This window comes from Dyella sp., assembly GCF_036746095.1.
GTDB lineage: Bacteria > Pseudomonadota > Gammaproteobacteria > Xanthomonadales > Rhodanobacteraceae > Dyella_B.
Genome location: NZ_DAIOEU010000024.1, coordinates 37671 through 61157, shown reverse-complemented (window position 1 = coordinate 61157; position 23487 = coordinate 37671). Strand labels below are relative to the sequence as shown.

Genomic DNA, 23487 nt, shown 5'->3' with positions numbered 1-23487 from the left:
TGAAGAACATCATTCGTGCCACCGGCGTCGGTCTGCATACCGGCGACAAGGTCTATATGACATTGCGTCCGGCGGCGCCGAATACCGGCATCATCTTCCGTCGCACCGATCTCAATCCTCCGGTTGAAATCCATGCACGTCCCGATCACGTGGGTGACACACGTTTGTCCACTACGCTGGCGAACGGTGACGTCCGTGTTTCTACCGTGGAACATTTGTTATCGGCGATGGCAGGTCTGGGCATCGACAATGCGTATGTCGATCTGTCCGCGCCGGAAGTTCCCATCATGGACGGCAGCGCCGGTCCATTCGTTTTCCTGCTGCAATCGGCTGGCATCGAAGAACAGCCCGCGCCGAAGCGCTTCATCCGCATCAAGAAGCCGGTAAGGGTGCAGGAAGGCGACAAATGGGCCAGTTTTGAGCCATTTGAAGGCTTCAAGGTCGGTTTTTCGATCGAGTTCAACCACCCGATCATTTCCAAGCGTACCTCGCGCGCGGAGATCGACTTTTCCACCACTTCCTTCGTCAAGGAAGTGAGTCGCGCACGCACTTTCGGCTTCATGCGCGACATCGAGATGCTGCGCGAACACAACCTCGCGCTCGGCGGTTCGATGGATAACGCGGTGGTGCTCGATGACTATCGCGTGCTCAACGAAGACGGTCTTCGCTACGAAGATGAATTCGTCAAGCACAAGATCCTCGATGCGATCGGCGATCTGTACCTGCTTGGCCACAGCTTGATCGGTGCGTACTACGCGCACAAATCCGGTCACGAACTGAACAACAAGCTGCTGCGCACGCTGATGGCCGACGTCACGGCATGGGAAGAGGTCAGCTATCAGGACGATCCGGCCACCGCCCCGATCTCCTACGCACATCCCGCCCAGGCGATCTGAAAAAGCGACTTTCCATCTGCGAGACCGGGCCATCGAGCCCGGTCTCTTCATTTCTGCGGGCCACATCACGCTTTGATCGCCCTCTGATTCACGTTATGACCACGCGGCATAGAGACCTGGATGGGGCGGCCCGTGGTATAAAACCTCCTTCCGCATCGTGACAGGCAGCTGTACGCCTCTCCCATGAGCGGGCACCGCCAGCTCAGGGCGTTGCGGAGGGGGTGGAATCAGCAGTTTCGGCGACGGACGCCAATGCCAGGAACATGGCCCGCAACTCGGGGTCTTGGATGGAGCCCGCGGCCGCCTCCAGGTGAAGCGCTGCGGCGGGGGAAAGCGGTTTTGATTGCTCCGGCTGCGGGTCGGGCGGAGGAAGGGGGGCCACTTTCACGGTAACTGAGCTGGCATGAGCGCCGATGGCGCGTGCGGCAGCGAGGATTTGCGCCTGTTGCAAGCGCAAACGCGATGCCCAGGCCGGCGAGGAAGCCAGGAAGACAAGGCGATCGTCGCGCAGATTCGCGAACCTGACCTGCTCGCGCAGGGGCGATGGCAACGTCTGGCGTAATGCGCGGTCCAACGCTTCCAGCTTGCCAGCCTTGCGGGCCAGCGCAGCGACAGGACCGACCTCGGTGATGGGTTGCGGCCCGTGACCGGTGCGGTGGGAAGCGGGTACTTCGCGTTGCATCAGTAGTGACAATTTCGAACCGGAAACGACATGCAGATCATACTCGTCTCTCGCGCAGGGAAGGTGCCGAAAACTCTGGACCTCACCAACTCCCGTTTGCGCTGGCGTGTATGCGGAATCGGTGCGGCGGTGGTGTTGGCGTTGGCGAGTATCGGCGCCGGTATTGCGCTGGCAGTGGCCAGTCCCCGTGATCGCGCCTTGGTCGAGATCGACTCGCTGCACCAGCAGGTGAAGATGCAGGACAAGCAGTTGGGCGAGTTGCGCGATGACGCGCACCGCCAGCTCGATGCACTGGCCATCAAGCTCGGTCAGCTGCAGGCCCAGGCCACACGAATCAACGCCCTGGGCGAACGCCTGGTCCAGGTGGGCAAGCTCGACAGCAACGAATTCAACTTCGACCAACCGCCGCCGGTCGGCGGTGTGGAAGTCACCGACGGCAGCAGCGCTTATGCCTTGCCGCAGACGCTGGATAGCGGGATCAGCCAGTTGGCGACCCAGTTCGAAACCCAGCAGGCGCAATTGAGCGCGATGCAGAGCTTGCTGCTCAATGCGCGCATCGATTCAAACCTCAAGCCCACCGGCATGCCGGCAGACGGCTATATCTCTTCCTACTTTGGTGTTCGTGCCGATCCCTTTGACGGTCGGGCCGCTCGTCATACAGGCCTGGACATCGCGGTGCCCTACGGCAGCGCGGTGCATACCGTGGCCGAGGGCATGGTGACCTATGCTGGCGTACGCAGCGGTTATGGCAACGTGGTGGAAATCGACCATGGCAACGGCTACATGACCCGTTATGCCCACAACAGCAAGTTGCTGGTGCATCCCGGCCAGCACGTGCGCGTAGGTGACGAAATCGCCGAGGCCGGCTCCAGTGGCCGCTCCACCGGTTCGCACGTGCACTTCGAGGTCTGGCACAACGGCCGCGTCGTCAATCCGCTCGCGTACGTCAAGAACCATCGCTGAGCCATCCCGGACACGCCATAGCGGCACCCTTGAAAGCAGGGTGCCGTACCGCCACCCCTGTGCCTGGTTCGTCGTGATTTTCCCGCGTTTGGGATACCTGGCGGACCCTAGTATCATCAAGCCTTTGCCTGTCCGGATTGATCCCGGTAGGGCGTCCACAGTTTCCAGATCCGGAAGATCGATGCTTAATCGTGCCCTGACGAGCCTCTTTGGCAGCCGTAACGAACGAGTACTGCGCCAGCTGTCCAAAACCGTCGCGCGCATCAACGCGCTTGAGCCTGAGTTCGAGAAGCTCAGCGACGAGGCCCTGCGTGGCAAGACCGACGAATTCAGGCAGCGGCTGGCCAATGGCGAGGCGCTCGACAAGCTGCTGCCCGAAGCCTTCGCCGTGGTCCGTGAAGGCGCCAAGCGCGTGCTCGGCATGCGCCACTACGACGTGCAGCTGATCGGTGGCATGGTGCTGCACATGGGCAAGATCGCCGAAATGCGTACCGGTGAAGGCAAGACCCTGGTGGGCACCGCGCCGGTGTATCTCAATGCGCTCGAAGGCAAGGGCGCCCACGTCGTGACCGTGAACGACTATCTGGCCAAGCGCGACGCGGCCCAGATGGGCAAGCTCTACAACTTCCTGGGCATGAGCGTGGGCGTGGTGTATCCCGGCATGGAGCAAGCCGACAAGCATGCCGCCTACGCCGCGGATATCACCTACGGCACCAATAACGAATACGGCTTCGATTACCTGCGCGACAACATGGCGTTGTCCAAGGACCAGCGCGTACAGCGCGGCCTGCACTATGCCATCGTCGACGAAGTGGACTCGATCCTCATCGACGAGGCGCGCACGCCGCTGATCATCTCCGGCCCGGCCGAAGATTCCCCGCAGCTCTACATCGCGGTGAACAAGATCGTGCCGCGCATGACGCGCCAGGAGCTGGAAGACGGCCCGGGCGATTACTGGGTCGACGAAAAGCAAAAGCAGGTGCATCTCTCGGAAGAGGGTATGCAGCACGCCGAAGAACTGCTGCAACAGGCGAAGGTAATCGATCCGGAAAGCAGCCTGTATGACGCACGCAACCTCGCCGTCGTGCACCACCTCAATGCCGCGCTGCGCGCCAATGCGATCTACCAGCGCGACGTGGACTACATCGTGCGCGATGGCGAGGTGATCATCGTCGACGAATTCACCGGCCGCACGCTGGCTGGCCGCCGCTGGTCCGATGGCCTGCACCAGGCGGTGGAAGCGAAGGAAGGCGTGCCGATCCAGCGCGAGAACCAGACGCTGGCCACGGTCACCTTCCAGAACCTGTTTCGCATGTACAAGAAGCTGGCCGGCATGACCGGTACGGCCGACACCGAAGCGTACGAGTTCCAGACGATCTACGGCCTGGAAGTGGTGGTGATCCCCACCCACAAGCCGATGATCCGCAAAGACAACCCGGACATGGTGTTCCTCGGCCAGGACGTGAAATACAAGGCGGTGATCGAGGACATTCGCGATTGCCACCGCCGCGGCCAGCCGGTACTGGTCGGCACCGCCTCGATCGACGTGTCCGAGTTACTGGCCGACCTGCTGCGCAAGGAAAAGATTCCGCACGAAGTGCTCAACGCCAAGCAGCATGAACGCGAAGCGCACATCGTGGCGCAGGCCGGCATGCCCGGCGCCGTGACCATCGCCACCAACATGGCCGGCCGCGGTACCGACATCGTGCTTGGCGGCAGCCTGGAAGCGGCGTTGCAGGCGCTGGGCGAGGACGCCACCGACGCGGACCGCGCACGCGTCAAGTCGGAATGGCAAAAACGCCACGAACAAGTCATCAACGCCGGGGGGTTGCACATCGTCGGCACCGAGCGTCACGAATCCCGCCGTATCGACAACCAGCTGCGTGGCCGTTCCGGTCGCCAGGGTGACCCGGGTTCCTCGCGCTTCTATCTGTCGTTGCAGGACAACCTGCTGCGCATCTTCGGCGGCGAAGGTCTTGTCCGCTGGATGAAGCGCTTCGGCATGAAGGAAGACGAGGCGCTGGAAGATCGCATGATCAGCCGGCAGATCGAGAAGGCGCAACGCAAAGTCGAACAGCACAACTTCGACATCCGCAAAAACCTGCTCGAATACGATGACGTTGCCAACGACCAGCGCAAGGTGATCTACCGCCAGCGCGACGAACTGCTGGAAGAAGAAGACGTTTCCGCCACCATTGCCGATATCCGCGAAGACGTGGTCACCGATCTGGTGCGCCGATATGTACCGGCTGAAAGTATCGACGAGCAGTGGGATATCGCAGGCCTGGAGCGCGAACTGGAAAGCGACTTCGGCATCTCGGCCCAACTCAAGGCGTGGCTGGAGCAGCAGTCGGAAGCCGATTCCGATACGGTGCTGGAGCATGTGCGCGACCTGATCAATATGATGTTCCAGGTGAAGGAACAGCAGATCGGTTCGGAAACCATGCGGCAGCTCGAAAAGCACATCATGCTGAGCGTGCTGGATAACGCCTGGAAAGAACATCTTGCCAGCATGGATTACATGCGCCAGGGCATCTATCTGCGCGGTTATGCGCAGCAGGATCCCAAGCAGGCGTTCAAGAGCGAGTCCTTCCAACTGTTCTCGCAGATGCTGGCGCGTATCAAGACCGAGGTCACCCAGATGCTCGCGCGCATCCGCATCCGCAGCGAGGAAGAAGTCGCTGCCATGGAAGCCGAGCAGCAGCGCCTTGCCGAACGCATGGCGCGCCAGATGCAGGCCAGCGGCGGCGGCGCGCCAGCGGGCGGCGCGTTGGGCATGGACGCACCGGCGTCCCAGCAGGATGCCGCGACGCTGGAGCCGGTCGTCACGGGCCCGAAAGTGGGCCGCAACGATCCATGCCCGTGCGGGTCGGGCAAGAAGTACAAGCACTGCCACGGGCAGTTGAGCTGATTCGCGGGGGCGGGGTGCAAACCCCACCTTCAGGACCTCGAAAACATGGTGGCGGCGGGGTTGGCACCCCAACCGAGGCTGGTCGTCAGTCCTCGCCCGGCGTCCGCTTCCGATGCGGCTCGGCGTCCACCGTGATGTACTGCGGCTCCTCGCCATCCAGCTGCAGCGCAGTGAGCTTGCCTCCCCACACGCAGCCGGTATCGATGCCGTAAACGCCCATGCCGGCGAAGCGGCCAAGTGCTGACCAATGTCCGCACACGATACGCGTTTCGCGCCTGCGTATGCCGGGCACTTCAAACCACGGATACATGCCCGGTTTTTGCGTGCCCGGGGCGCCTTTGCCTTCGAAGTCGATACGGCCGTTCACATCGCAGAAACGCATGCGGGTCAGCGTATTGATCGAGGCGCGCATGCGCTCGATTCCCTGCAGGCGGCTTGCCCACGCAGCCGGTCGATTGCCGAACAGGTTCTTGAGCAATCGCGGATGTCGCGGGCTGGCCAGTTCGCGTTCGATTTCCAATGCGCAGCGTTGCGCCTGCTTCAGCGTCCAGCTCGGTGCAAGCCCTGCATGCACCATCGTCCAGCCGATGGTTTCGTCGTGATGCAGCAGTTTTTGGATGCGCAGCCAATCGAGCAGGATGGGTGCATCTTCGGCGAACAGCACTTCGCGCAGCTCGGGATTCACGCGCGCCTGCGCATCTTGCTTGCGTTGTGCGATGGCCAGCAGGCTGAGATCGTGATTGCCGAGCGTCACCACCGCGTTGTCACGCAGCGAATGCACCAGGCGCAGCGTATCGAGTGATTGCCCGCCGCGATTGACCAGATCGCCACAGAACCACAGCTGGTCCGCCGCGGGATCGAAGCGCAACTTTTCCAGCAAGCGCTGCAATTCCGGATAGCAGCCCTGGACGTCGCCGATTGCGTAGATAGCCATCAGCGATTCACCTTTGAAATCTGCCGCGCGCGTGTCATGGACGTATCCTTGCAATCAATGCAGCGTGCGGGGAATGGACAGGGTGAAGGTCGGAATCGGTGCCTCGAAACGCGTGCCGTCGTCAGCCATCATCTGATAGCTGCCTTGCATCGTGCCAACGGCAGTTTCCAACACGGCGCCCGAGGTGTATTCGTAATCGTCGCCCGGACGCATCCACGGTTGTTCACCCACGACGCCTTCCCCGAACACTTCCTCTACCTTGCCATTGGCATCCGTGATCACCCAGTGGCGAGTGAGCAGGCGCGCCGCCAAGCCCCCGGCGTTGCGCAGCCTGATCGTATAGGCAAAGACATAGCGGTTTTCGTCGGGGGCGGACTGGTCAGGGACAAAACGGGTTTGCACCTGCACGTCGATCGTGTAGGGGGATTTGTCTTTCATGCATCGCATTGTAGCGGGACTCGGGATGCCACGTAGGCTGGATGGGACGCGGCCAAATCGCGGCTTGAGCCCAACCCTCGGGCTTCAAGTCGGCGGGATTTTGGCGAGCCTTACGAAATCGTCAGGCGCGAGGGTTTCGGCGCGCGCCTTGGGATCGACATCTGCCTGTCGAATCGTGTCGGCATCCATCAATTGCCGCAGTGCGTTGGAAAGTGTCTTGCGCCGCTGCGCAAAGGCCGCTTTCACGACCGCATGCAGGCGCGCCGGATTGGCATCGTGGCGCTCCTCCAGCGGAATCGGCAGCAGGCGCACGACTGACGAATCCACTTTCGGCGGTGGACGAAACGCGCCAGGCGGCACATCGAACAACGGCACGACGCGGCAGGCGAGTTGCAACATCACGGATAGCCGTCCGTACACTTTGCTGCCAGGTTCCGCCGCCATGCGGTCGACCACTTCTTTCTGCAACATGAAGTGCATGTCGGTGATCGCGTCAGCATGATCAACGCAATGGAACAGGATGGGGCTGGAGATGTAGTAGGGCAGGTTGCCGGCGATACGCAGCCGCGACACGCCTGCGCGCGCTGCCATCGCCGTGAAATCCACCTTCAATACATCGGCATGCACGATCGACAATTCGCCGATAGCTGCGGCTTGTTGTTGGAGACGCGGGATCAGGTCGGTATCGAGCTCGATCGCGGTGAGCTTGCGTGCTGCCGTGAGCAGCGGAAATGTGAGTGCGCCTTCGCCCGGGCCGATTTCCACCAGAAAATCATCCGGACGCGGCGAGATGGCTGCCACGATGCGCTCGATGTAACGGCGTTCGTGCAGAAAGTGCTGGCCGAAACTCTTTTTGGGACGGGCAGGTGCGTTCATGATGGTTTGCGGTGCGCAGCCAGTTCCATCGCCATGCGCGCCGCGGCAATCAGGCTGGAAGGATCGGCCTTGCCGGTGCCGGCAAGATCGAGGGCGGTGCCATGATCGACGGAGGTGCGGATAAAAGGAAGGCCGAGCGTGATGTTGACGGTGCGATCGAACGCTTCGCTCTTGAGCACCGGTAAGGCTTGGTCGTGATACATCGCCAGCACGGCGTCGTAGCGTTCGCGCTGGGCAGGAACGAACGCCGTGTCAGCCGGCACCGGGCCGAGCAATTGCATGCCTTCCTGACGCAGCGTGTTCATCACCGGGATGATTGTTTCGATTTCCTCGTGGCCGATATGCCCGCCCTCGCCGGCATGTGGGTTGAGGCCGAGTACGGCGATGCGTGGATCGTCGAAACCGAACTTCGCGCGCAGCTCGCGATGCACGATGCGCAACGTCCGTTCCAGCGACGCGGCATCGATGGCGGCGGATACGGCGCGCAATGGCAAATGCGTGGTGACCAGTGCCACGCGCAATTGCGGGCTGGCCAGCATCATCACCACGTCGGCGTGGCTGTGTTCGGCAAAGAATTCGGTATGGCCGCTGAAGGGAATGCCGGCGTCATTGATCGAGGATTTCTGCAGTGGTGCCGTCACCACGGCGGCATAGCGGCCGCTCAGGCATCCATCGGCCGCTTCGCGTAACGTAGTCAATACGTGGCGGGCGTTACGCGGATCGGGATGGCCGGGCGCTTCCGGCTCGGCCAGCGGGACATGCTTGACGCGTAGCGTGCCGGATGGGCGCTGCTCGACGTCGGCACCGTCATCATCCAGCAGCTGGATCGCCGTGCCGCAGCGCTGGGCAGCGCGTTCCAGCAAGCCGCGATCGGTGATTGCAATGAAATTGGCCGCCAACGACGTGGCGGCCAATCGGATCAGCAGCTCGGGGCCGACACCCGCCGGCTCACCGGCGGTCAGCGCGAGCCGTGGCAGTGCGACACTGTTCACGGCTTACCCGCGCAACATCGCCATTACGACGATGCCTTGCCGTTGTCGGATGCGGGTTCTTCCAGTTCCGGCACGAGAATCTTCACGTACGAACTGGAGCGCAGGTCGCGCAGGAAATCTTCATAAGCCTGGTCGGCCTTGCGGTTGCCGATGGCCTGGCGCGCCTGATTGCGCGCGATCTCGCTGGTCATGTCGCTGTTGCGCGTGCCGAGGCGCTGCAAGATGTGCCAGCCGGCCTCGCTCTGGAACGGCGGCGCGATCTCGCCATCCTTCATGTCGGCCAGCTTCTGGCCGATCAGCGTGCCCCAATCGCCCTGCTGGAACCAGCCCATGTCGCCGCCGGCATTGGCGGTGGTGTCGTCGTTGGAGTTGTCCTTCGCCAGCTTGGCGAAGTCTTCGTGCTTGTTGACGATGCGGTTGTACAGGTCCTGCGCCTTCTGTTGCGCCTGCGTTTCCGACAGCAGCTCGCTCGGGCGGATCAGGATCTGGCGCGCATGGAACTCCGTCACCATCTGCTTGGACGGCGCGCGCTGGTCGATGAGCTGAAGGATGTGGAAGCCGGTGGGGCCATGCAGGATGCCGCTGACCTGACCGGGCTTGAGGCTGCTGATGGTATCGACGAAGGCCGAGGGCACTTCATCCAGGCGACGCCAGCCAAGGTCGCCGCCGTCTAGTGCGTCCGGCGCGTCGGAGAAGCGGATCGCCGCCGCCTTGAACGCCATGCCACCCTTGATCGCGGCGAGCGCCTGCTCGGCCTTGGCCTGCGCGGCCTGGATATCGGCAGCCGAGGCGCCGCCGGGAATGCTGACCTGGATATGGGCCAGATGCACTTCGCCAGCCTTGTAGTTCGGGCTGTTGAGCAGGTTGTTGATCTCGCTGTCGGTGACCGATACCGAGCTGCGCACGACGTTCTCGTGCAGTTTCTGCACCACCAGCTGATCGTGCAACTGCTGGCGGTAGGCGGCGTAGCTCATGCCGCTCTGCTCGACGGCGGCGCGCAGCTGGTCGGCTGTCATCTTGTTCTGCCCGGCCACTGCCTGCACGGCCTGGTCCACGTCCGAGTCGGAAACGCGAATGCCCTGGTCATCGGCACGCTGCAACTGCAGCTTCATCAGTACCAGGCGATCGAGCACCTGCCGGCGCAGCACGTCGATGGGCGGCAGCTGCCCGGGCTGGTTGGCGTATTGCTGCTGGATGGCGGCGACGGCATCGTTGAGCTCGCTCTGCAGGATCACCTCGTCTTCCACCACGGCGACGATGCGATCGATGGGGCCGTTGGTCGAGTCCTGCGGTTGCGGCGCCAGGAGCTGAGCCTGGGCCAGCGACGGGATCGCCATGACGATCGTCAGCAGGAACATCGCAAAAATCTGCTTCATCAGTGAACAGCCTTCTGTCGCCGGTGGCGAAGGGTTGGTAACGGTGTTGCTCAAGTAACGGCTCAAAAAACGGTTTGGGAGGGCCGCTTTTCCGAGGGCGCCCGAGCTGCCTCAGGCGCGCTTATTGATAGCCAAGGATATCACGCCGCAGCACGCTCTCCGTCTGGCCGCTGAAGGTGCCCAGGCCCTTGAATTCCAATTGGAACATGATGGCGGTATCGCTCCCCGGCGCAGTCTGGCCTGGCGGCAGGGCAGCGACCACGCCGTAGTAACCGGTCACGTAGTGGCGGGCCACCACGCTGACCTTCACGCAGCATCCTTCGTACTGCACGCCGGCCAGGGCTTCCACGGTGCGCTTGTCCAGTTCCGAGTAAGTCCATTCGCCGATCAGGCGCCAGCGCTCCGAGAGCGGATAGACCGCCGAGACGTCGTATTGTTCCACCAGGCCGCGACGGAAACGGTAGGAGAAGTTGAGGATGCCATCGAAGCCAAGGCGGCGCTGCAAGGTGAACGTGCCCAGGTCAGTGAGGCGCGTGTTCGGATTCCACAGGTATTCGGTGCTGGCCGTCCACTGGTCGTTGAGCTGGCTGCTGAGCTCGGCCACGTAGTCCGAGCCGCTCCAGTTGGTGGCGGGGGAGCATCCGTTGACGTTGTTGGTAGTGGTGTTGGTGAGCGTACAAGGCGTTTGCACGCGCTGCGGCGTGAAATAGCGGATCTGGCCGAACGTCGCCGAGATGCGCTCCACGCCGCCATCGTCGAGGAAACGGGTGGTAACGGCGGCAGTGAGGTTGTTCGCGTTCATCTGGCGGTCCGCGCCGGAGAACTGGTTCGGTGCGAACAGCATCCAGTCGTCGAATGCCATCGGTGCGGTATCGAACAGCGGCAGGTTGTTCTGGTTGCGGTACGGCACGTACAGGTAGTACAGCCGCGGCTCCAGCGTCTGCGTGTAATTGCTGCCGAACAACGAGGTGTTGCGTTCGAAGATCAGGCCTTGGTCCAGGCTCACGATCGGCAGCGCACGGCTGGGATTGCTTTCGGTGAACGGTGAAGTGCCGGCTGTCCCGACCTGACCGTAATAGTTGTAGCGCTGATAGCCGGAATCGAGCGAATAGTCCGTGTAGCGGTAGGCCAGCTTGGGCCGGATAAACCATGCCGGACCCTGGAAATCGGCATCGACGTAGGGATACAGGTCGATGCGTGAACCTTCCACCTGGTTGAACTTGTGGAACTTCACCGCTTCACTGTTCAGGCCGAAGTCGTACCAGCGTGCGAACGGAAGATCCATGTTGAACGTGGCGCGCGGCAGGCGCTTGTAGGGCTCCACGCTGTTCGCCTCGGAGGGGTCCACGTTCTGCCACACGTCGCCGCCGATCGACGCATTCCACCAGTTGCCGCCGCCATTGAGGTAGACGCTGGAGTACAGCAGCTCGGTAGACAGGGTGAACAGATCATTGCCGAAGTCGCGCAGATAATTCTGGTCGGAGGCTCGCATGATGTTGGTGTTGAGCGACCATCCTGGCCAGAGGCTGGTGTTGTTGACGAAACGGTATAGGTAGCGCTGCTGCCCCTGCGTGTTGATCGAGTTGGAGTCGAATTTCTGATCGTTGTAGTTGTCGTGCGGCAGAAACTCGATATCGAACTGGCCGCTGGTTTTCGGAAACATGTAGCGCACTTCGCCGGACAGCATCGCGCCGCGCAGGCTGTAGTAGCGCGGCGTCAGCGTGGCGTCGTAATTGGGTGCCAGGTTGAAGTAGTACGGAATGCGGAACTGGTAGCCGGCCCTGCTGGTGTGCTCGAAATACGGAAACAGGAAGCCGCTCTGGCGATCGTTGTTGAGCGGGAACGTCATCCACGGAAAATAGAAGAACGGCACGCCGTACATGCGCATGGTGGCGCCTTTCGCCACACCGCGAGCGGTAACGTCGTTGGTGTCGATCTGCTTGGCGCGGATTTCCCAGATGTGCCGGCCGATATCGCAGGTGGAATAGGTGGCCATGGTGTAGCGGTTGCGATCCGCATCCAGCATTTGCCCGCGCACGGCGGTGCCGTTGCCGTGCGAGTCCAGCATCTGGAAGCGCACGTTGCCGGTAGCCAGGCCGGTGCTGTCGTTGGTGTTGCCGGTAATGTGGTCGGCCGATACCAGGTGGGTAGCCTCCTGGTAGTTCACCTTGCCGCGCGCGTCGTAATCGGAAGTGTCGCTGTTGTAGTCGGCGAAATCGGCGTGCAGTTCCTGGTCGGCGCGGATGGTCTTTACGTTTCCGCTCAGGTGATAGATGACCTGGTCGGGACTCTCCACGTGATCGGCCCATACGTTCGTCTTGGCGTTGGCGCGCAGCGCTGAATCCTTGCTCAGGAACGGGTCGTAGAACTCCAGCATGCCGTTCGGGCGGCAGATGGCGAAGTTGTCCGGACGCGGCGGGCAGATGAAGGCGCCGAGGGGGCAGACCACTTCCTCGCCGGTGAGCGTGGCCTTGGGGTGTTTGGTTTGCGATGAAGCATGGGCGCCCTGGCTGCTGAACAGGGCAGCGGCAGCAGCGATTGCTAGCAGGCGGCGTGGAGGCAGAGAACGCGAGGGCGACAGGCTCTTGGGCTTCACGGAGGCGATCAATCGGCGACGAAGGGGCGTTAAGCTAACAGAAAGGCCCTGTGGACGGCACGCGTCTTCGACGAGGAGCAGTATGAACCAGCACAAGCCTTACAAGACCGATGAGCAATGGCGCAAAAGCCTGAATCCGCAGCAGTACGCAGTATGCCGTTGCTCGGCCACCGAGCCGCCTTTCAGTGGCAAGTGGTGCAAGCACAAGGAGGCCGGAACCTACACCTGCGTGGCGTGCCACGCGCCCCTGTTCGCCTCCGAAGCCAAATACGATTCCGGCTCCGGCTGGCCGAGCTTCTTCCAGCCGATCAAGCGCGCCGCGGTCAACCTCGCGGCAGACGAGAACCATGGCATGCATCGCACGGAAGTACGCTGCGCGGTATGTGACTCGCATGTGGGACACGTCTTTCCGGATGGCCCCAAGCCGACGGGCATGCGTTATTGCATCAATTCGGTGGCATTGGGTTTCGAGCCCGATACCAACGTGGGTTTCCGTGGCCCGTAGCTGGGATGAAATCCCGGCCTGCCTTGGCTTCCCGGTGCCGTGTTGCGGTCCGGCGCCTATCTGGCCCTAGTCCATCAGCACGCTGACATGGGCGCTGACACTGGCCGCCAGCGCCTGCAGGTCATAGCCGCCTTCCAGCGTCGACACCAGCCGGCCGCCGGCATGCGCGCGCGCCAGTTCCACCAGTTGCTGGGTGATCCAGGCGTAGTCTTCGGTCTGCAGCTGCAGGTTCGCCAGCGGATCGCGCTGATGCGCATCGAAGCCGGCCGATATCAGCACCAGTTGCGGCTTGAAGGCATGCAGCCTGGGTAGTAGCGCATCGTTCCATAGCGCGCGGAATTCGTAGGAGCCCTCGCCGGACGACAAGGGCGCATTGACGATATTGCCGATGCCTTGCTCATCCGGGTTGCCGGTGCCCGGATACAGCGGCTGTTGGTGCGAGGAAACAAACAGCACACGCGGCTCGCGCTGGAAAATATCCTGCGTACCGTTGCCATGATGCACATCGAAATCGGCGATCGCCACCCGCTTCAGGCCATGCACGGCCAGCGCATGCGCCGCACCCACGGCGACATTGTTGAACAGGCAGAAGCCCATCGCGGTGTCCGGCGTGGCGTGGTGGCCCGGTGGCCGCACCGCACAGAAAGCGTGCGTGGAAGGTCCCGTCATCACCGCATCCACGGCGGCGACCAGTGCACCGGCTGCGCGCAACCCGGCCTCGGCCGAAGCAGGCGACATCAGTGTGTCTTCGTCCAGGCGCACCGTGTCTGCTTGCGGCGTGGTTGCCAGGATCCGGTCCACATGCGCCGGAGCGTGCACGCGCAACAGCTGTTCGCGTGTGGCACGTGGCGCGTCGATGCGGTCCACCGTAGCGAAGCGATCCTGATCCAGCGCTTCCAGCACGGCGCGCAGGCGGGCCGGGGATTCCGGATGGCCAGGGCCGGGATCGTGCCGCAGGCAGATGGAATGGGTGTAGAGCTGCAGCATGTGCCACTCAGCCGGCTGGCTTGCGCCGCCGCTCGTGCTGCCACAGCACCTCGCCATGGCCGCTGCCGCGAGCCAGCACGCGGCACAGCACGAACAGCAGATCGGACAATCGGTTGAGATAACGCTGTGCCTGCGGCCGCACCGTCTCCAGGCGTGCCAGCGCAATCACTTCGCGCTCGGCGCGACGGCACACGGTGCGCGCCAGATGGCAGCAGGACGCCGCCATGCCGCCGCCTGGCAGGATGAAATCCTTCAGCGGCGGCAGCGGATCGTTGAAGCGATCCAGCACCTGTTCCAGGCGATCGATGTCGGCATCTTCGATCATTGCCATGCCCGGAATGCACAGCTCGCCACCCAGATCGAACAACTCGTGCTGGACCTGGGTCAGCGTTTCGCGCACGTCGGCATCGATGCCCTCGCACGCCAGCACCATGCCGATGGTGCTGTTGAGTTCGTCCACCGTGCCGTACGCATTGACGCGTGCGGAATCCTTCGCAACGCGCGAGCCATCGCCCAGGCCGGTGCTGCCGTCGTCACCGGTGCGCGTGTAGATTTTGGAAAGCCGATTGCCCACGCCAGACTCTTAGTGCTGCGCCTGGCCGCTGTGTTGCGACAGGCGAGCCAACTGCACCGCAAGCACGTGCAACACGGCGCCGAGCGCCACGTACACCGCCATGGTCTGCAGGAACGGCAGGTACCAGTCGCCCAGGTTCTCGAACCAGGCGGCAAAGGTCTTGGGCGCCGGCACATGGGCGCTCAGCCAGTAGAAGCTGCCGTTGGAAATCACGTAGCAGGCATTCTCGCTGACCAGCACCGCGGCCGCCGCCATGCCGAGGGTGGAAAGCCTGATGCCGCGCTGATGCTTGGCCAGCCAGCTGCCGCCGATCCACAACGAGCCATAGGCGGGGATCAGGAACCAGTAGCCGGCCGATACGCAGTAGTGATCCCAGAAGCTGATGCCCATGCGCGTGATGACCAGGTAGTCGACCAGCACCGCCTCGGCCATCAGTAACGGGAACGCCCAGCGGCCGGTGCCGCGCAGCCAGAACCCGGCCAGGAAGAACACGCCCCACGACGCGTCCCATACATCGTGATGAAACAGCGACAAGTGCACGCGAGTCGCCGCCATGACCAGGGCGAGCGCCGCGAAAATGCCAAGACGCTGGGTGGGTGTCGTAGCCATGAAGAACTCCCTAGGAAAGCAGACGGCTTATAGAGGATGGTGCGAAGACGGTGGAGTTTAGCCCAATGCGTAGGTACGCATGCACCGCGTATCATCCGGCCATGAACATCTCCCCCCCCTTTGCTCCCGACGGCAACGTGCTGGTGGTCGGCGGCGGTCTCGTCGGCGCCAGCCTGGCCATCGCGCTGGATGCGGCCGGATGCCGCGTCACCTTGGTCGAAGCCGCCGCACCGCGCGCGGATGCGCAGCCCAGCTATGACGAACGCAACCTCGCGCTTGCACGCGCCACGGTGAATGGGCTCGATGCCATCGGCGTGTGGCCGCTTGCCGCTGCGCAAGCCACGCCGATTCGTCGCATCCGCGTCAGCCGCGCAGGCGAATTCGGCAGCGCGCGGTTGGATGCCGCCAGGCACGGCGTCGATGCATTGGGTTGGACCTTGCCAGCGCGCGAACTCGGCACTTCGCTGCTGCGCCGGCTGGACGCCTGCCAGCGGCTGGTGCGCCTGGCTCCGGCCAGCCTTACCAGCCTTATCAAGCTTGCCGACGGGTGGCGTGCGCAGATCAAGACATCCGATGGCATCCAACATAGTGATGCCGCGTTGCTGGTCGGTGCGGACGGTACCGAATCGTTTGTGCGCGCGCAGCTCGGTATCGAAGCGGACGTGCACGACTACCAGCAGACCTTGTTTGTCTGCACCGTCACGCCAGAGCGGGAGCATGCGAATCGCGCGTGGGAACGCTTTTCCGACGAAGGCCCGATCGCCATGCTGCCATTGGCGGAGCGCCGCTGCGGTCTGGTGCTTACCGTGAGTTCGGATGTGGCGGCCGACGTAACGGCCATGAGCGACGCGGATTTCATCGCCCTGGCGCAGCGCCGCTTCGGCTGGCACCTGGGACGACTGAGCCGTCCCGGCAGGCGCCACCCTTATGCGATCAAACGCGTCGCTGCGCGTAATTTGACCGCGCCGCGCGCGGTGCTGGTGGGCAATGCGGCGCAGACCGTACACCCGATCGGCGCGCAAGGCTTCAACCTGGGCTTGCGCGACGCGCTGACGCTGGCCGAACTGGTTGCTGGCGCCGCCGATCCCGGCGCGCAGGAACTGCTGGAGCGCTACGCCGCACGCCGCGCACCGGATCGCACCGGCACCATGGCGATGAGCCACGACCTGGTGCGCTTCGCCTGCATGCCCGAGCCGTGGCTGGCGCCGTTCCGCTCGCTCGCCTTGCTGGCCTACGACCGCGTGCCGCCGCTGCAGAAGCTACTGGCCCGCCGCGGCATGGGTTTCCGCGGCCAGCCCCCGCGCGCGGTGCTGGAGCGCGTGCCATGAGAACGATTCCCGCCACACAGCGGCGCGCACCGGCATTGGACATCGCCGTGGTCGGTGGCGGCATGGTAGGTGCTGCCGCGGCGCTTGCACTGAGTCGTGCCGGTTTCAGTACAGCCTTGCTGGAAACACGCGAGCCGGCCGCATGGCAATCGCAGGACGACGTGGATTTGCGCGTCGTCGGCCTGGCGCCCTCGTCGATCAAGCTGCTTGACGAGTTGGACGTCTGGACGTCCATTCGCCAAGCGCGTGCCTGTGCCTACGCCCATATGCACGTGTGGGACGCGGGGAATGGCGCGGCCATCGATTTCGATGCCGCCGACGAAGGGCGCGATCAGCTTGGCTACATCGTCGAGAACAACCTGGTGCAGTGGAAGCTTTGGCAGGCACTGGATGCCGCCGGCATACGGCGACTGTGCCCGGCCACCGTCAAGGATTTCGGGGCGCGCTTCGACCGGGTGATACTGGAACTGGCCGATGGCGAAAGCGTGACGGTGCGACTGCTGGTGGCTGCCGATGGCGGCAGCTCGCCGCTGCGCGAACGCGCAGGTATCAAAACCCACGGTCGCGATTACACCCAGCGTGCTGTCGTCGCGCACGTCACCACCGAGCGCCCGCATGCGCATGCCTGCTGGCAGCGCTTTCTTCCCAGCGGTCCGCTGGCCCTGCTGCCGCTTGCCGATGGACGCAGTTCCATCGTCTGGTCACTGCCGGAACAGGAAGCACGGCGTGTGTTGTCGCTGGATGACGAGGCGTTCATGAAAGAGCTGGGCGTCGCCAGCGATTTTCGCCTTGGACGCGTGATGGCCGCTACGAAGCGCGCGGCCTTCCCGCTCAAGCTGCAGCTTGCCGATGCCTATCAATCGGAGCGCTTCGTGTTGCTCGGCGATGCGGCGCACGTCGTGCATCCGCTGGCCGGGCAGGGTGTGAACCTTGGGTTGCGCGATGTGGCTGAGCTGCGCGACGTGCTGTCCGCTGCGCGCGATGCAGGACGTGATTTCGCTTCGTCGCAGACGTTGCGCAGCTATGCGCGCCGACGTCGCAGCGCGGACACGCTCGATGCCTACGGATTCGATGCGCTAGCACGCATTTATGCTTGGCAAGGCGCGCCATGGGTGGCGGCGCGTGGATGGGGTGTTCGTCTCGTCGATCGCCTGTTGCCGTTGAAGCGGCGTTTGGCTGCGCACGCCGCTGGTCTTTAGCGACATCTTTTTTCGCCGGAGAGCTTTGAACAAATGGATGCCTGTGTCGTCATTCCAGCTTTTGCCGGGTGATGCGTTCCAGTGAAGTCTCCTTAAACCCTACAAAGGAAACACGTATGCGTTTCGTTCCAGCAGTCTGTCTTGCGTTACTTGCCAGCCTGAGCTTCGCCGCGCAGGCCAGGATGGTGCAGCGGCCGGTGGAGTGGACCTTGGATGGCACGCAATTCAAGAGCGTGCTGGTGTATGACGATGCCAGCCATGCCAAGCGCCCCGGCCTGGTGATGGTGCCGAACTGGTATGGCATCAACGGCACGGCGATCAAGAAAGCGGAAATGATTGCCGGCAAGGATTACGTGATCCTGCTCACCGACATGTACGGCGAGAACACCCGCCCGCAACCAGGTCATGCCGACCAGGCCAAGGCCGCCACTGCGCCGCTGTATACCAACCGTGCGGTCATGCGCAAGCGCATCGATGAAGCGCTTGCACAGTTGAAGGCGCAGGCGGCGAATGCACCGATCGATACCAGCAAGCTGGCGGCCATCGGTTTCTGCTTCGGTGGTACGGCGGTGCTGGATCTTGCACGCAGCGGCGCTGACGTTGCCGCGGTGGTGTCGTTCCATGGCGGCCTTGCCACGGACGATCCCGCGCTGGCCAAGAACATCAAGGCGCGCGTCCTGGCGATGAACGGCGCCGACGACAAAGGCACCATGCCCGATGCCGACAAGTTCATGGATGAAATGCGCGGCAGCTCGGCCGATTGGCAATTCGTGGTGCTGGGCAATGCCGTGCATTGCTTCACCGAGACGGAAGAGAATTCGCCCGGTTGCAAGTACGATCCGCGGGCGGCGGCGCGTAGCTATCGCCTGATGCACGACTGGTTGCATGCGGCGTTCAGCGGGACGCCGTAAGTAGTGCCTTAAGGCGTGGCTTTGGGTTAAGGCGTCATACGCATGGCCGTCATTCCCGCTTTCGCGGGAATGACGGCCATGCGGTTAAAGACTAAAACGTCCGCTGCACCGAATAATCCGCCAGTGTCGTCAGCGCATCCCGATAGGATGACGACGGCAATGAGGCCAACGCCTCACGCGCCGCACGCGCATGCCTCAATGCACATTCGCGCGTGCGCTCCAGCGCACCCGATTCGCGAATGGCCGTGACGATGTGATCCAGCGATCCCAAGCCGCCATGCTCAATCGCGTGGCGCATCTCTTTGGCTTGTTCCGGGCTGACGCGCTGCAACGCATAGATCAACGGCAAGGTCGGTTTGCCCTCGGCCAGGTCATCGCCGATGTTCTTGCCCAACGTGCGCGCGTCGCTGATGTAGTCGAGCAGGTCGTCGGCGATCTGGAAGGCGTAGCCAAGCTGCATGCCATAGCGGCGCAAGGCGACGACCTGTGCTTCCGGCAAGCCGCCCAGCAGGCCGCCAAGTTGCGTGGCAGCGGCAAACAGCACCGCCGTCTTGCGCTCGATCACCGCCAGGTAGGCCGCTTCGTCGACGTCGGCATTGCCGATGTTGAGCAGTTGCAGCACCTCGCCCTCGGCGATGGTGTTGGTGGTGTCGGCGAGGATGCGCATGATGCGCATGTCATCCAGTTCCACCATCAGCTGGAACGAGCGCGAATACAGGAAATCCCCCACCAGCACGCTGGCCGCGTTGCCCCACAGGGCATTGGCCGTCTTGCGGCCGCGGCGCAGGTCCGATTCGTCCACCACGTCGTCATGCAGCAGGGTCGAGGTGTGGATGAATTCGATCACCGCCGCCAGCTTGACGTGCTTGTCGCCGTTGTAGCCGGCCGCGCGCGCGGCCAGCGCATGCAGCATGGGGCGCAGGCGCTTGCCGCCGCCGGCAATGATGTGGTCGGCGATCTGGTTGATCAGCACCACGTCGGAGGCCAGCCGTTGGCGGACCAGGGCATCGATGCGCTGCATGTCACCTTCGGCGAGGGCGCGCACCCCGGCAAAATCACGAGCGGGGTCGATGGTCTGGAGAACGGAGGTGTTCATGCGGCTGGGGCTGGACATAGAACTTCGATTATAGAGGCGGAGGCCTCGCTACGTGCGACCCGGCCCGAAAGTTCTCCCGGCCTTGCCCAGGAGTTGAGGTATTTCGGCACCATCAAGCCGCTGCGTGCTCACGCTACCATGGCAGCCAGCGCGTCAACGGAAGCGATAGATGGGCGATGTGGCACTCAACCGCAGGCAGGAGCAACTCATGGCGCGCGTGCGCGAGGAGGGCTTTGCCACCGTGGAAGATCTGGCCGGTTACTTCGACGTCACCCAGCAGACCATCCGCCGCGATCTGGCGGCGCTCTGCGATGCAGGCTTGTTGCGCCGCTATCACGGCGGCGTAAGCCTGCCGTCCAGCGTCGAGAACCTCGCCTACGCCAAGCGCCAGCACCTGCTGCACGAGGAAAAGAGCCGCATCGCCGCCATGCTGGCCCAGCACATTCCCCACGACGCCTCGCTGTTCATCAACCTGGGTACCACCAATGAAGACGTGGCGCGCGCGCTGATGAACCACAAGGGCCTGCGCGTGATCACCAACAATCTCAACGTGGCGATCATGCTCAGCGAAAACCCCAGCTTCGAAGTGATCGTGGCCGGTGGCGTGGTGCGCGGACGCGATCATGGCGTGACCGGACAGCCGGCCATCGAGCTCATCCGCCAGTTCAAGGTGGACTTCGGCGTGATCGGCATTTCCGGCATCGATCTCGATGGCACCCTGCTCGATTTCGATCTGAACGAAGTGCGCGTGGCGCAGGCCATCATCGAGCATTCCCGACAGGTGTTCCTGGCGGCTGACCACAGCAAGATAGGACGCAATGCGCTGGTCCGCCTGGGGCCCATCTCCCTCGCCCATGCATGGTTTACCGACAGCGAGCCGCCCGCCGAGCTGGCGGCGGTGTTGGCCGAGGCTGGCACGCAGATGCATGTCGCCCATGCCTGAGGTGTCGCCGCATTGCAGCGTGCAATCTTCGAAAATGTTCGAATACGATCAATTGTCGAGAATAATTGAGCTTTACCATGCATTTTTGCTTTTAATTGATCGAAAACGAACATTTCTGATTTCGAAAGCAGTCCGGGACACCTCATGACCGAGCAGTTCGATCTACTGGTGGTAGGCGGCGGCATCAACGGCGCAGGCATTGCGCGGGATGCGGCTGGGCGCGGACTCTCGGTATGCCTGTGCGAGCGCGACGACCTGGCTGCGCACACCTCCAGCGCCAGCACCAAGCTGATCCACGGCGGCTTGCGCTACCTGGAGCAATACGAGTTCGCCCTGGTCGGCAAAGCCCTGGCCGAGCGCGAGGTGCTGCTGCGCGCCGCGCCCCACATCATCTGGCCGCTGCGTTTCGTGCTGCCACATCAATCGCATCTGCGGCCGGCGTGGATGATCCGGCTGGGCCTGTTCCTCTACGACCACCTCGGCCGCGGCCGGCGCAGCTTGCCGAAATCGCGGCGCGTATCCTTGAAGCGCCATAAATCAGGCGTGCCGCTGCGCGACGAATTCCATATCGGTTTCGTCTATTCCGACGCCTGGGTACAGGATGCGCGGCTGGTGGTGCTCAACGCGATGGATGCGATGGAACGCGGCGCCACCATCTTTACCCACACCCGCTGCGTGAGCGCCGAACGCGATCGGCAAGGCTGGACCGCGCAACTGCAATCGGCGCAGGGCGAAGCTTTCACCATTCGTGCCAAAGCGCTGGTCAATGCCACCGGTCCCTGGGCGGTGCAATTTCTCGACGACGTGGCCAAGGTCGGACACGACCACGCCTTGCGCCTGGTCAAGGGTAGCCACATCGTCGTGCCGCGCCTGTTCGAGCATCCCTATGCGTACATCTTCCAGCAACCCGATCGCCGTATCGTGTTCGCCATTCCCTACGAAACCGACTTCACCTTGATCGGCACCACCGACCTGGATTACCGCGACGATCCCTCTGCGCCGCATATCAGCGACGATGAAACGCGCTACCTGTGCGATGCGGCCAATCGCTATTTCAAGCGCAGCATCACGCCGGCCGAGGTGGTGTGGAGCTACAGCGGCGTGCGTCCGCTGCTGGACGATGAAGCCGGCAACGCGTCGGAAGTCACGCGCGACTACCTGCTCGAACTGGATCCGCATGCCGCGCCGCTGCTCAACGTCTTCGGCGGCAAGCTGACCACCTATCGCAAGCTGGCGGAGGAAGCCATGGATCGCCTGGCGCCGTTGTTTCCGCATGCATCGGAAGCGTGGACATCGCAGGGCCATCCACTGCCCGGCGGCGAACGCCGCGATGTAAGTGCCCTGCTGGGTGAGCTGCAGGCCGCGCACCCTTGGCTGCCGGCACCGATGGCGTGGCGCCTGGTGCACAGCTACGGCACGCGCGTTACGCGCATTCTCGGCCAGGCGCGTTCGTTGCCGGATCTGGGCGAGCACTTCGGCGCCGATCTTTACCAGGCCGAGGTGGACTATCTGCGCGCCTTGGAATGGGCTGTCGATGCGAACGATGTGCTCTGGCGTCGTAGCAAGCTTGGGCTGCGTCTTACTTCGGAACAAGTGAGGCGTCTTGCTGCTTATCTCGCCGACGCGTCGTCACGTCGTGCTTCGTTTGTTTAAGCCAAGAGCTATGTTTTTTCATGAAACCTCAATCCACCCGCCCGTCATTCCCGCTTTCGCGCGAAATGACGGCAATAGGATGAGGATAGTCAAAAGGAAGGATTACATGCCGTACCGCACGAATCGCTTGCCCATCACGCAACGCCCGGAGCCAACCCCATGACGCGCCAAAGCATCGGCGAACTGATTTCCGAAGCGATCGCCACCTTCATCATCATTGGTCTCGGCGACTCGGTGGCTTGCATGTACGTGCTGTATGACCCCAGCCCCTATGCGAACGCCTATTGGGGCGTATGCATCGCCTGGGGCCTGGCGGTGACGCTTGCCATCTACGTCACCGGCGCGGTCTCCGGCACGCATGCCAATCCCGCCGTGACGCTGGCGCTCGCGGTATTCCGCGGTTTTCCGTGGAAGAAGGTGATTCCCTACAGCATCGCGCAAGTGGTGGGTGCGTTTCTCGGCGCAGCCATTGTGTACGTGCTGTTTTCGCCGGTGATCGATCACTACCTCCAGACGCATCAGCTCACGCGCGAAGCAGGCGGCGCAGCCGCCGTGTTCTTTACGCACCCTGGCTTGGCTGTCACGCCGATGCACGCGCTGCTCGACCAGGTCATCCTCACCGCGTTCCTGCTGTTCGGCATCTTCGCCATCACCGAGCAGTACAACGAAATGGCGCCGGGTGCCAATTCCGGTGCGCTGATCATCGGCTTGCTGATTGCCACCATCGGTGCATCGATGGGTTATCTGGAAGCCTGGGCCATCAACCCGGCGCGCGACTTCGGTCCGCGCCTGTTCGCCTATTTTGCCGGTTGGGGTTCTTCCGCATTGCCGTCACCGGACAACTACTGGTGGATTCCCATCGTCGGCCCGCTGATTGGCGGCGTGATCGGTGGCGCTGCCTACCAATGGCTGGTGTATCCGTTCCTGCCGGCACGCCTGCGTGCATTGCAATCGCCGCAAGCGGCCAGTGGCGCGGATCGCGCCGTGGCCGACACCACTCGCTGATCAGGAGTCCTTG

General features: G+C 63.0%; 21 protein-coding genes. 10 read left to right on the top strand and 11 right to left on the bottom strand.

What is annotated here, in order from left to right:
* Positions 1 to 896, top strand: an 896-nt coding sequence (gene lpxC / locus V7M64_RS11755) for a UDP-3-O-acyl-N-acetylglucosamine deacetylase (protein ID WP_333679334.1), incomplete at its 5' end; no start/stop codon positions are given.
* Positions 897 to 1098: 202 nt separating this feature from the next.
* Here the strand turns inward: lpxC and V7M64_RS11750 are convergent.
* Positions 1099 to 1578, bottom strand: a complete 480-nt coding sequence (locus tag V7M64_RS11750; protein ID WP_333679333.1) for a DUF721 domain-containing protein — start codon at positions 1576 to 1578, stop codon at positions 1099 to 1101.
* 30 nt (positions 1579 to 1608) lie between these two features.
* On the opposite strand from V7M64_RS11750, the gene V7M64_RS11745 reads away from it, so the two are divergent.
* Both V7M64_RS11745 and secA read left to right on the top strand, forming a co-directional pair.
* A complete protein-coding gene (locus V7M64_RS11745; protein WP_333679332.1) occupies positions 1609 to 2541 on the top strand; it encodes a M23 family metallopeptidase in 933 nt (310 codons plus the stop codon).
* Positions 2542 to 2722: 181 nt separating this feature from the next.
* The gene (gene secA, locus V7M64_RS11740) at positions 2723 to 5452 is read left to right on the top strand and encodes a preprotein translocase subunit SecA (protein ID WP_333679331.1); all 2730 of its coding nucleotides are present in this window, start codon (positions 2723 to 2725) and stop codon (positions 5450 to 5452) included.
* A gap of 85 nt (positions 5453 to 5537) precedes the next feature.
* On the opposite strand, the gene V7M64_RS11735 is transcribed toward secA, so the two are convergent.
* The 6 genes from V7M64_RS11735 to lptD all read right to left on the bottom strand — a co-directional run bounded on the left by V7M64_RS11735 (position 5538) and on the right by lptD (position 12664).
* Positions 5538 to 6386, bottom strand: coding sequence for a symmetrical bis(5'-nucleosyl)-tetraphosphatase (locus V7M64_RS11735; protein ID WP_333679330.1), 849 nt, complete (start codon positions 6384 to 6386; stop codon positions 5538 to 5540).
* 54 nt (positions 6387 to 6440) lie between these two features.
* Positions 6441 to 6824: a Co2+/Mg2+ efflux protein ApaG gene (apaG, locus tag V7M64_RS11730; RefSeq protein ID WP_333679329.1), complete on the bottom strand. Its 384-nt coding sequence runs from the start codon at positions 6822 to 6824 to the stop codon at positions 6441 to 6443.
* An 84-nt stretch (positions 6825 to 6908) separates the two neighbouring features.
* A complete protein-coding gene (gene rsmA, locus V7M64_RS11725) occupies positions 6909 to 7700 on the bottom strand; it encodes a 16S rRNA (adenine(1518)-N(6)/adenine(1519)-N(6))-dimethyltransferase RsmA (protein WP_333679328.1) in 792 nt (263 codons plus the stop codon).
* Positions 7697 to 8692, bottom strand: a complete 996-nt coding sequence (gene pdxA, locus V7M64_RS11720; RefSeq protein ID WP_333679327.1) for a 4-hydroxythreonine-4-phosphate dehydrogenase PdxA — start codon at positions 8690 to 8692, stop codon at positions 7697 to 7699. The genes rsmA and pdxA overlap by 4 nt, the downstream gene beginning before the upstream one ends.
* A 23-nt stretch (positions 8693 to 8715) precedes the next feature.
* Positions 8716 to 10068: a peptidylprolyl isomerase gene (locus tag V7M64_RS11715; RefSeq protein WP_333679326.1), complete on the bottom strand. Its 1353-nt coding sequence runs from the start codon at positions 10066 to 10068 to the stop codon at positions 8716 to 8718.
* A gap of 121 nt (positions 10069 to 10189) precedes the next feature.
* Entirely contained in the window at positions 10190 to 12664 is a 2475-nt protein-coding gene (lptD, locus tag V7M64_RS11710) for an LPS assembly protein LptD (protein ID WP_333679325.1), read from the bottom strand.
* A gap of 82 nt (positions 12665 to 12746) precedes the next feature.
* Here lptD and msrB point away from each other — a divergent pair, with 82 nt between their 5' ends.
* Entirely contained in the window at positions 12747 to 13169 is a 423-nt protein-coding gene (gene msrB / locus V7M64_RS11705; RefSeq protein ID WP_333679324.1) for a peptide-methionine (R)-S-oxide reductase MsrB, read from the top strand.
* A 66-nt stretch (positions 13170 to 13235) separates the two neighbouring features.
* Here the strand turns inward: msrB and V7M64_RS11700 are convergent, their stop codons facing one another.
* From V7M64_RS11700 to V7M64_RS11690, 3 genes are read right to left on the bottom strand one after another with little or no spacing between them, the layout of a single operon-like run.
* Positions 13236 to 14156 carry a histone deacetylase family protein gene (locus V7M64_RS11700; protein ID WP_333679323.1) on the bottom strand — a complete coding sequence of 307 codons (921 nt, stop codon included), beginning with the start codon at positions 14154 to 14156 and terminating at the stop codon, positions 13236 to 13238.
* A 7-nt stretch (positions 14157 to 14163) separates the two neighbouring features.
* Positions 14164 to 14730: a cob(I)yrinic acid a,c-diamide adenosyltransferase gene (locus tag V7M64_RS11695; RefSeq protein WP_333679322.1), complete on the bottom strand. Its 567-nt coding sequence runs from the start codon at positions 14728 to 14730 to the stop codon at positions 14164 to 14166.
* Positions 14731 to 14739: 9 nt separating this feature from the next.
* Positions 14740 to 15339: a hypothetical protein gene (locus V7M64_RS11690; RefSeq protein ID WP_333679321.1), complete on the bottom strand. Its 600-nt coding sequence runs from the start codon at positions 15337 to 15339 to the stop codon at positions 14740 to 14742.
* Positions 15340 to 15440: 101 nt separating this feature from the next.
* Here V7M64_RS11690 and ubiH point away from each other — a divergent pair, with 101 nt between their 5' ends.
* The 3 genes from ubiH to V7M64_RS11675 all read left to right on the top strand — a co-directional run bounded on the left by ubiH (position 15441) and on the right by V7M64_RS11675 (position 18777).
* Positions 15441 to 16667: a 2-octaprenyl-6-methoxyphenyl hydroxylase gene (ubiH, locus tag V7M64_RS11685; protein WP_333679320.1), complete on the top strand. Its 1227-nt coding sequence runs from the start codon at positions 15441 to 15443 to the stop codon at positions 16665 to 16667.
* On the top strand, positions 16664 to 17866 hold the full coding sequence (locus tag V7M64_RS11680; RefSeq protein ID WP_333679319.1) for a UbiH/UbiF/VisC/COQ6 family ubiquinone biosynthesis hydroxylase: 1203 nt from the start codon (positions 16664 to 16666) through the stop codon (positions 17864 to 17866). Before ubiH ends, V7M64_RS11680 begins: the two co-directional genes overlap by 4 nt.
* Before the next feature lie 116 nt (positions 17867 to 17982).
* Positions 17983 to 18777 carry a dienelactone hydrolase family protein gene (locus tag V7M64_RS11675; protein ID WP_333679318.1) on the top strand — a complete coding sequence of 265 codons (795 nt, stop codon included), beginning with the start codon at positions 17983 to 17985 and terminating at the stop codon, positions 18775 to 18777.
* A 91-nt stretch (positions 18778 to 18868) separates the two neighbouring features.
* Here the strand turns inward: V7M64_RS11675 and V7M64_RS11670 are convergent, their stop codons facing one another.
* Positions 18869 to 19873: a polyprenyl synthetase family protein gene (locus V7M64_RS11670; RefSeq protein ID WP_333679337.1), complete on the bottom strand. Its 1005-nt coding sequence runs from the start codon at positions 19871 to 19873 to the stop codon at positions 18869 to 18871.
* Positions 19874 to 20042: 169 nt separating this feature from the next.
* On the opposite strand from V7M64_RS11670, the gene V7M64_RS11665 reads away from it, so the two are divergent.
* The 3 genes from V7M64_RS11665 to V7M64_RS11655 all read left to right on the top strand — a co-directional run bounded on the left by V7M64_RS11665 (position 20043) and on the right by V7M64_RS11655 (position 23474).
* On the top strand, positions 20043 to 20816 hold the full coding sequence (locus tag V7M64_RS11665; protein WP_333679317.1) for a DeoR/GlpR family DNA-binding transcription regulator: 774 nt from the start codon (positions 20043 to 20045) through the stop codon (positions 20814 to 20816).
* Positions 20817 to 20960: 144 nt separating this feature from the next.
* Positions 20961 to 22469, top strand: a complete 1509-nt coding sequence (glpD, locus tag V7M64_RS11660) for a glycerol-3-phosphate dehydrogenase (RefSeq protein ID WP_333679316.1) — start codon at positions 20961 to 20963, stop codon at positions 22467 to 22469.
* A 159-nt stretch (positions 22470 to 22628) separates the two neighbouring features.
* Entirely contained in the window at positions 22629 to 23474 is an 846-nt protein-coding gene (locus tag V7M64_RS11655) for an MIP/aquaporin family protein (protein WP_333679315.1), read from the top strand.
* The last annotated feature ends 13 nt before the right edge of the window (positions 23475 to 23487 follow it).

What these genes read in the sequence shown, in the direction of transcription:
- rsmA (WP_333679328.1), bottom strand. Translation starts at nt 7,700, where the DNA reads ATGAACGCACCTGCCCGTCCCAAAAAGAGTTTCGGCCAGCACTTTCTG.
- ubiH (WP_333679320.1), top strand. Translation starts at nt 15,441, where the DNA reads ATGAACATCTCCCCCCCCTTTGCTCCCGACGGCAACGTGCTGGTGGTC.
- V7M64_RS11690 (WP_333679321.1), bottom strand. Translation starts at nt 15,339, where the DNA reads ATGGCTACGACACCCACCCAGCGTCTTGGCATTTTCGCGGCGCTCGCC.
- V7M64_RS11745 (WP_333679332.1), top strand. Translation starts at nt 1,609, where the DNA reads ATGCAGATCATACTCGTCTCTCGCGCAGGGAAGGTGCCGAAAACTCTG.
- apaG (WP_333679329.1), bottom strand. Translation starts at nt 6,824, where the DNA reads ATGAAAGACAAATCCCCCTACACGATCGACGTGCAGGTGCAAACCCGT.
- V7M64_RS11735 (WP_333679330.1), bottom strand. Translation starts at nt 6,386, where the DNA reads ATGGCTATCTACGCAATCGGCGACGTCCAGGGCTGCTATCCGGAATTG.
- V7M64_RS11715 (WP_333679326.1), bottom strand. Translation starts at nt 10,068, where the DNA reads ATGAAGCAGATTTTTGCGATGTTCCTGCTGACGATCGTCATGGCGATC.
- msrB (WP_333679324.1), top strand. Translation starts at nt 12,747, where the DNA reads ATGAACCAGCACAAGCCTTACAAGACCGATGAGCAATGGCGCAAAAGC.
- V7M64_RS11680 (WP_333679319.1), top strand. Translation starts at nt 16,664, where the DNA reads ATGAGAACGATTCCCGCCACACAGCGGCGCGCACCGGCATTGGACATC.
- V7M64_RS11655 (WP_333679315.1), top strand. Translation starts at nt 22,629, where the DNA reads ATGACGCGCCAAAGCATCGGCGAACTGATTTCCGAAGCGATCGCCACC.
- secA (WP_333679331.1), top strand. Translation starts at nt 2,723, where the DNA reads ATGCTTAATCGTGCCCTGACGAGCCTCTTTGGCAGCCGTAACGAACGA.
- V7M64_RS11675 (WP_333679318.1), top strand. Translation starts at nt 17,983, where the DNA reads ATGCGTTTCGTTCCAGCAGTCTGTCTTGCGTTACTTGCCAGCCTGAGC.
- V7M64_RS11665 (WP_333679317.1), top strand. Translation starts at nt 20,043, where the DNA reads ATGGGCGATGTGGCACTCAACCGCAGGCAGGAGCAACTCATGGCGCGC.
- glpD (WP_333679316.1), top strand. Translation starts at nt 20,961, where the DNA reads ATGACCGAGCAGTTCGATCTACTGGTGGTAGGCGGCGGCATCAACGGC.
- V7M64_RS11750 (WP_333679333.1), bottom strand. Translation starts at nt 1,578, where the DNA reads ATGCAACGCGAAGTACCCGCTTCCCACCGCACCGGTCACGGGCCGCAA.
- V7M64_RS11670 (WP_333679337.1), bottom strand. Translation starts at nt 19,873, where the DNA reads ATGAACACCTCCGTTCTCCAGACCATCGACCCCGCTCGTGATTTTGCC.
- V7M64_RS11700 (WP_333679323.1), bottom strand. Translation starts at nt 14,156, where the DNA reads ATGCTGCAGCTCTACACCCATTCCATCTGCCTGCGGCACGATCCCGGC.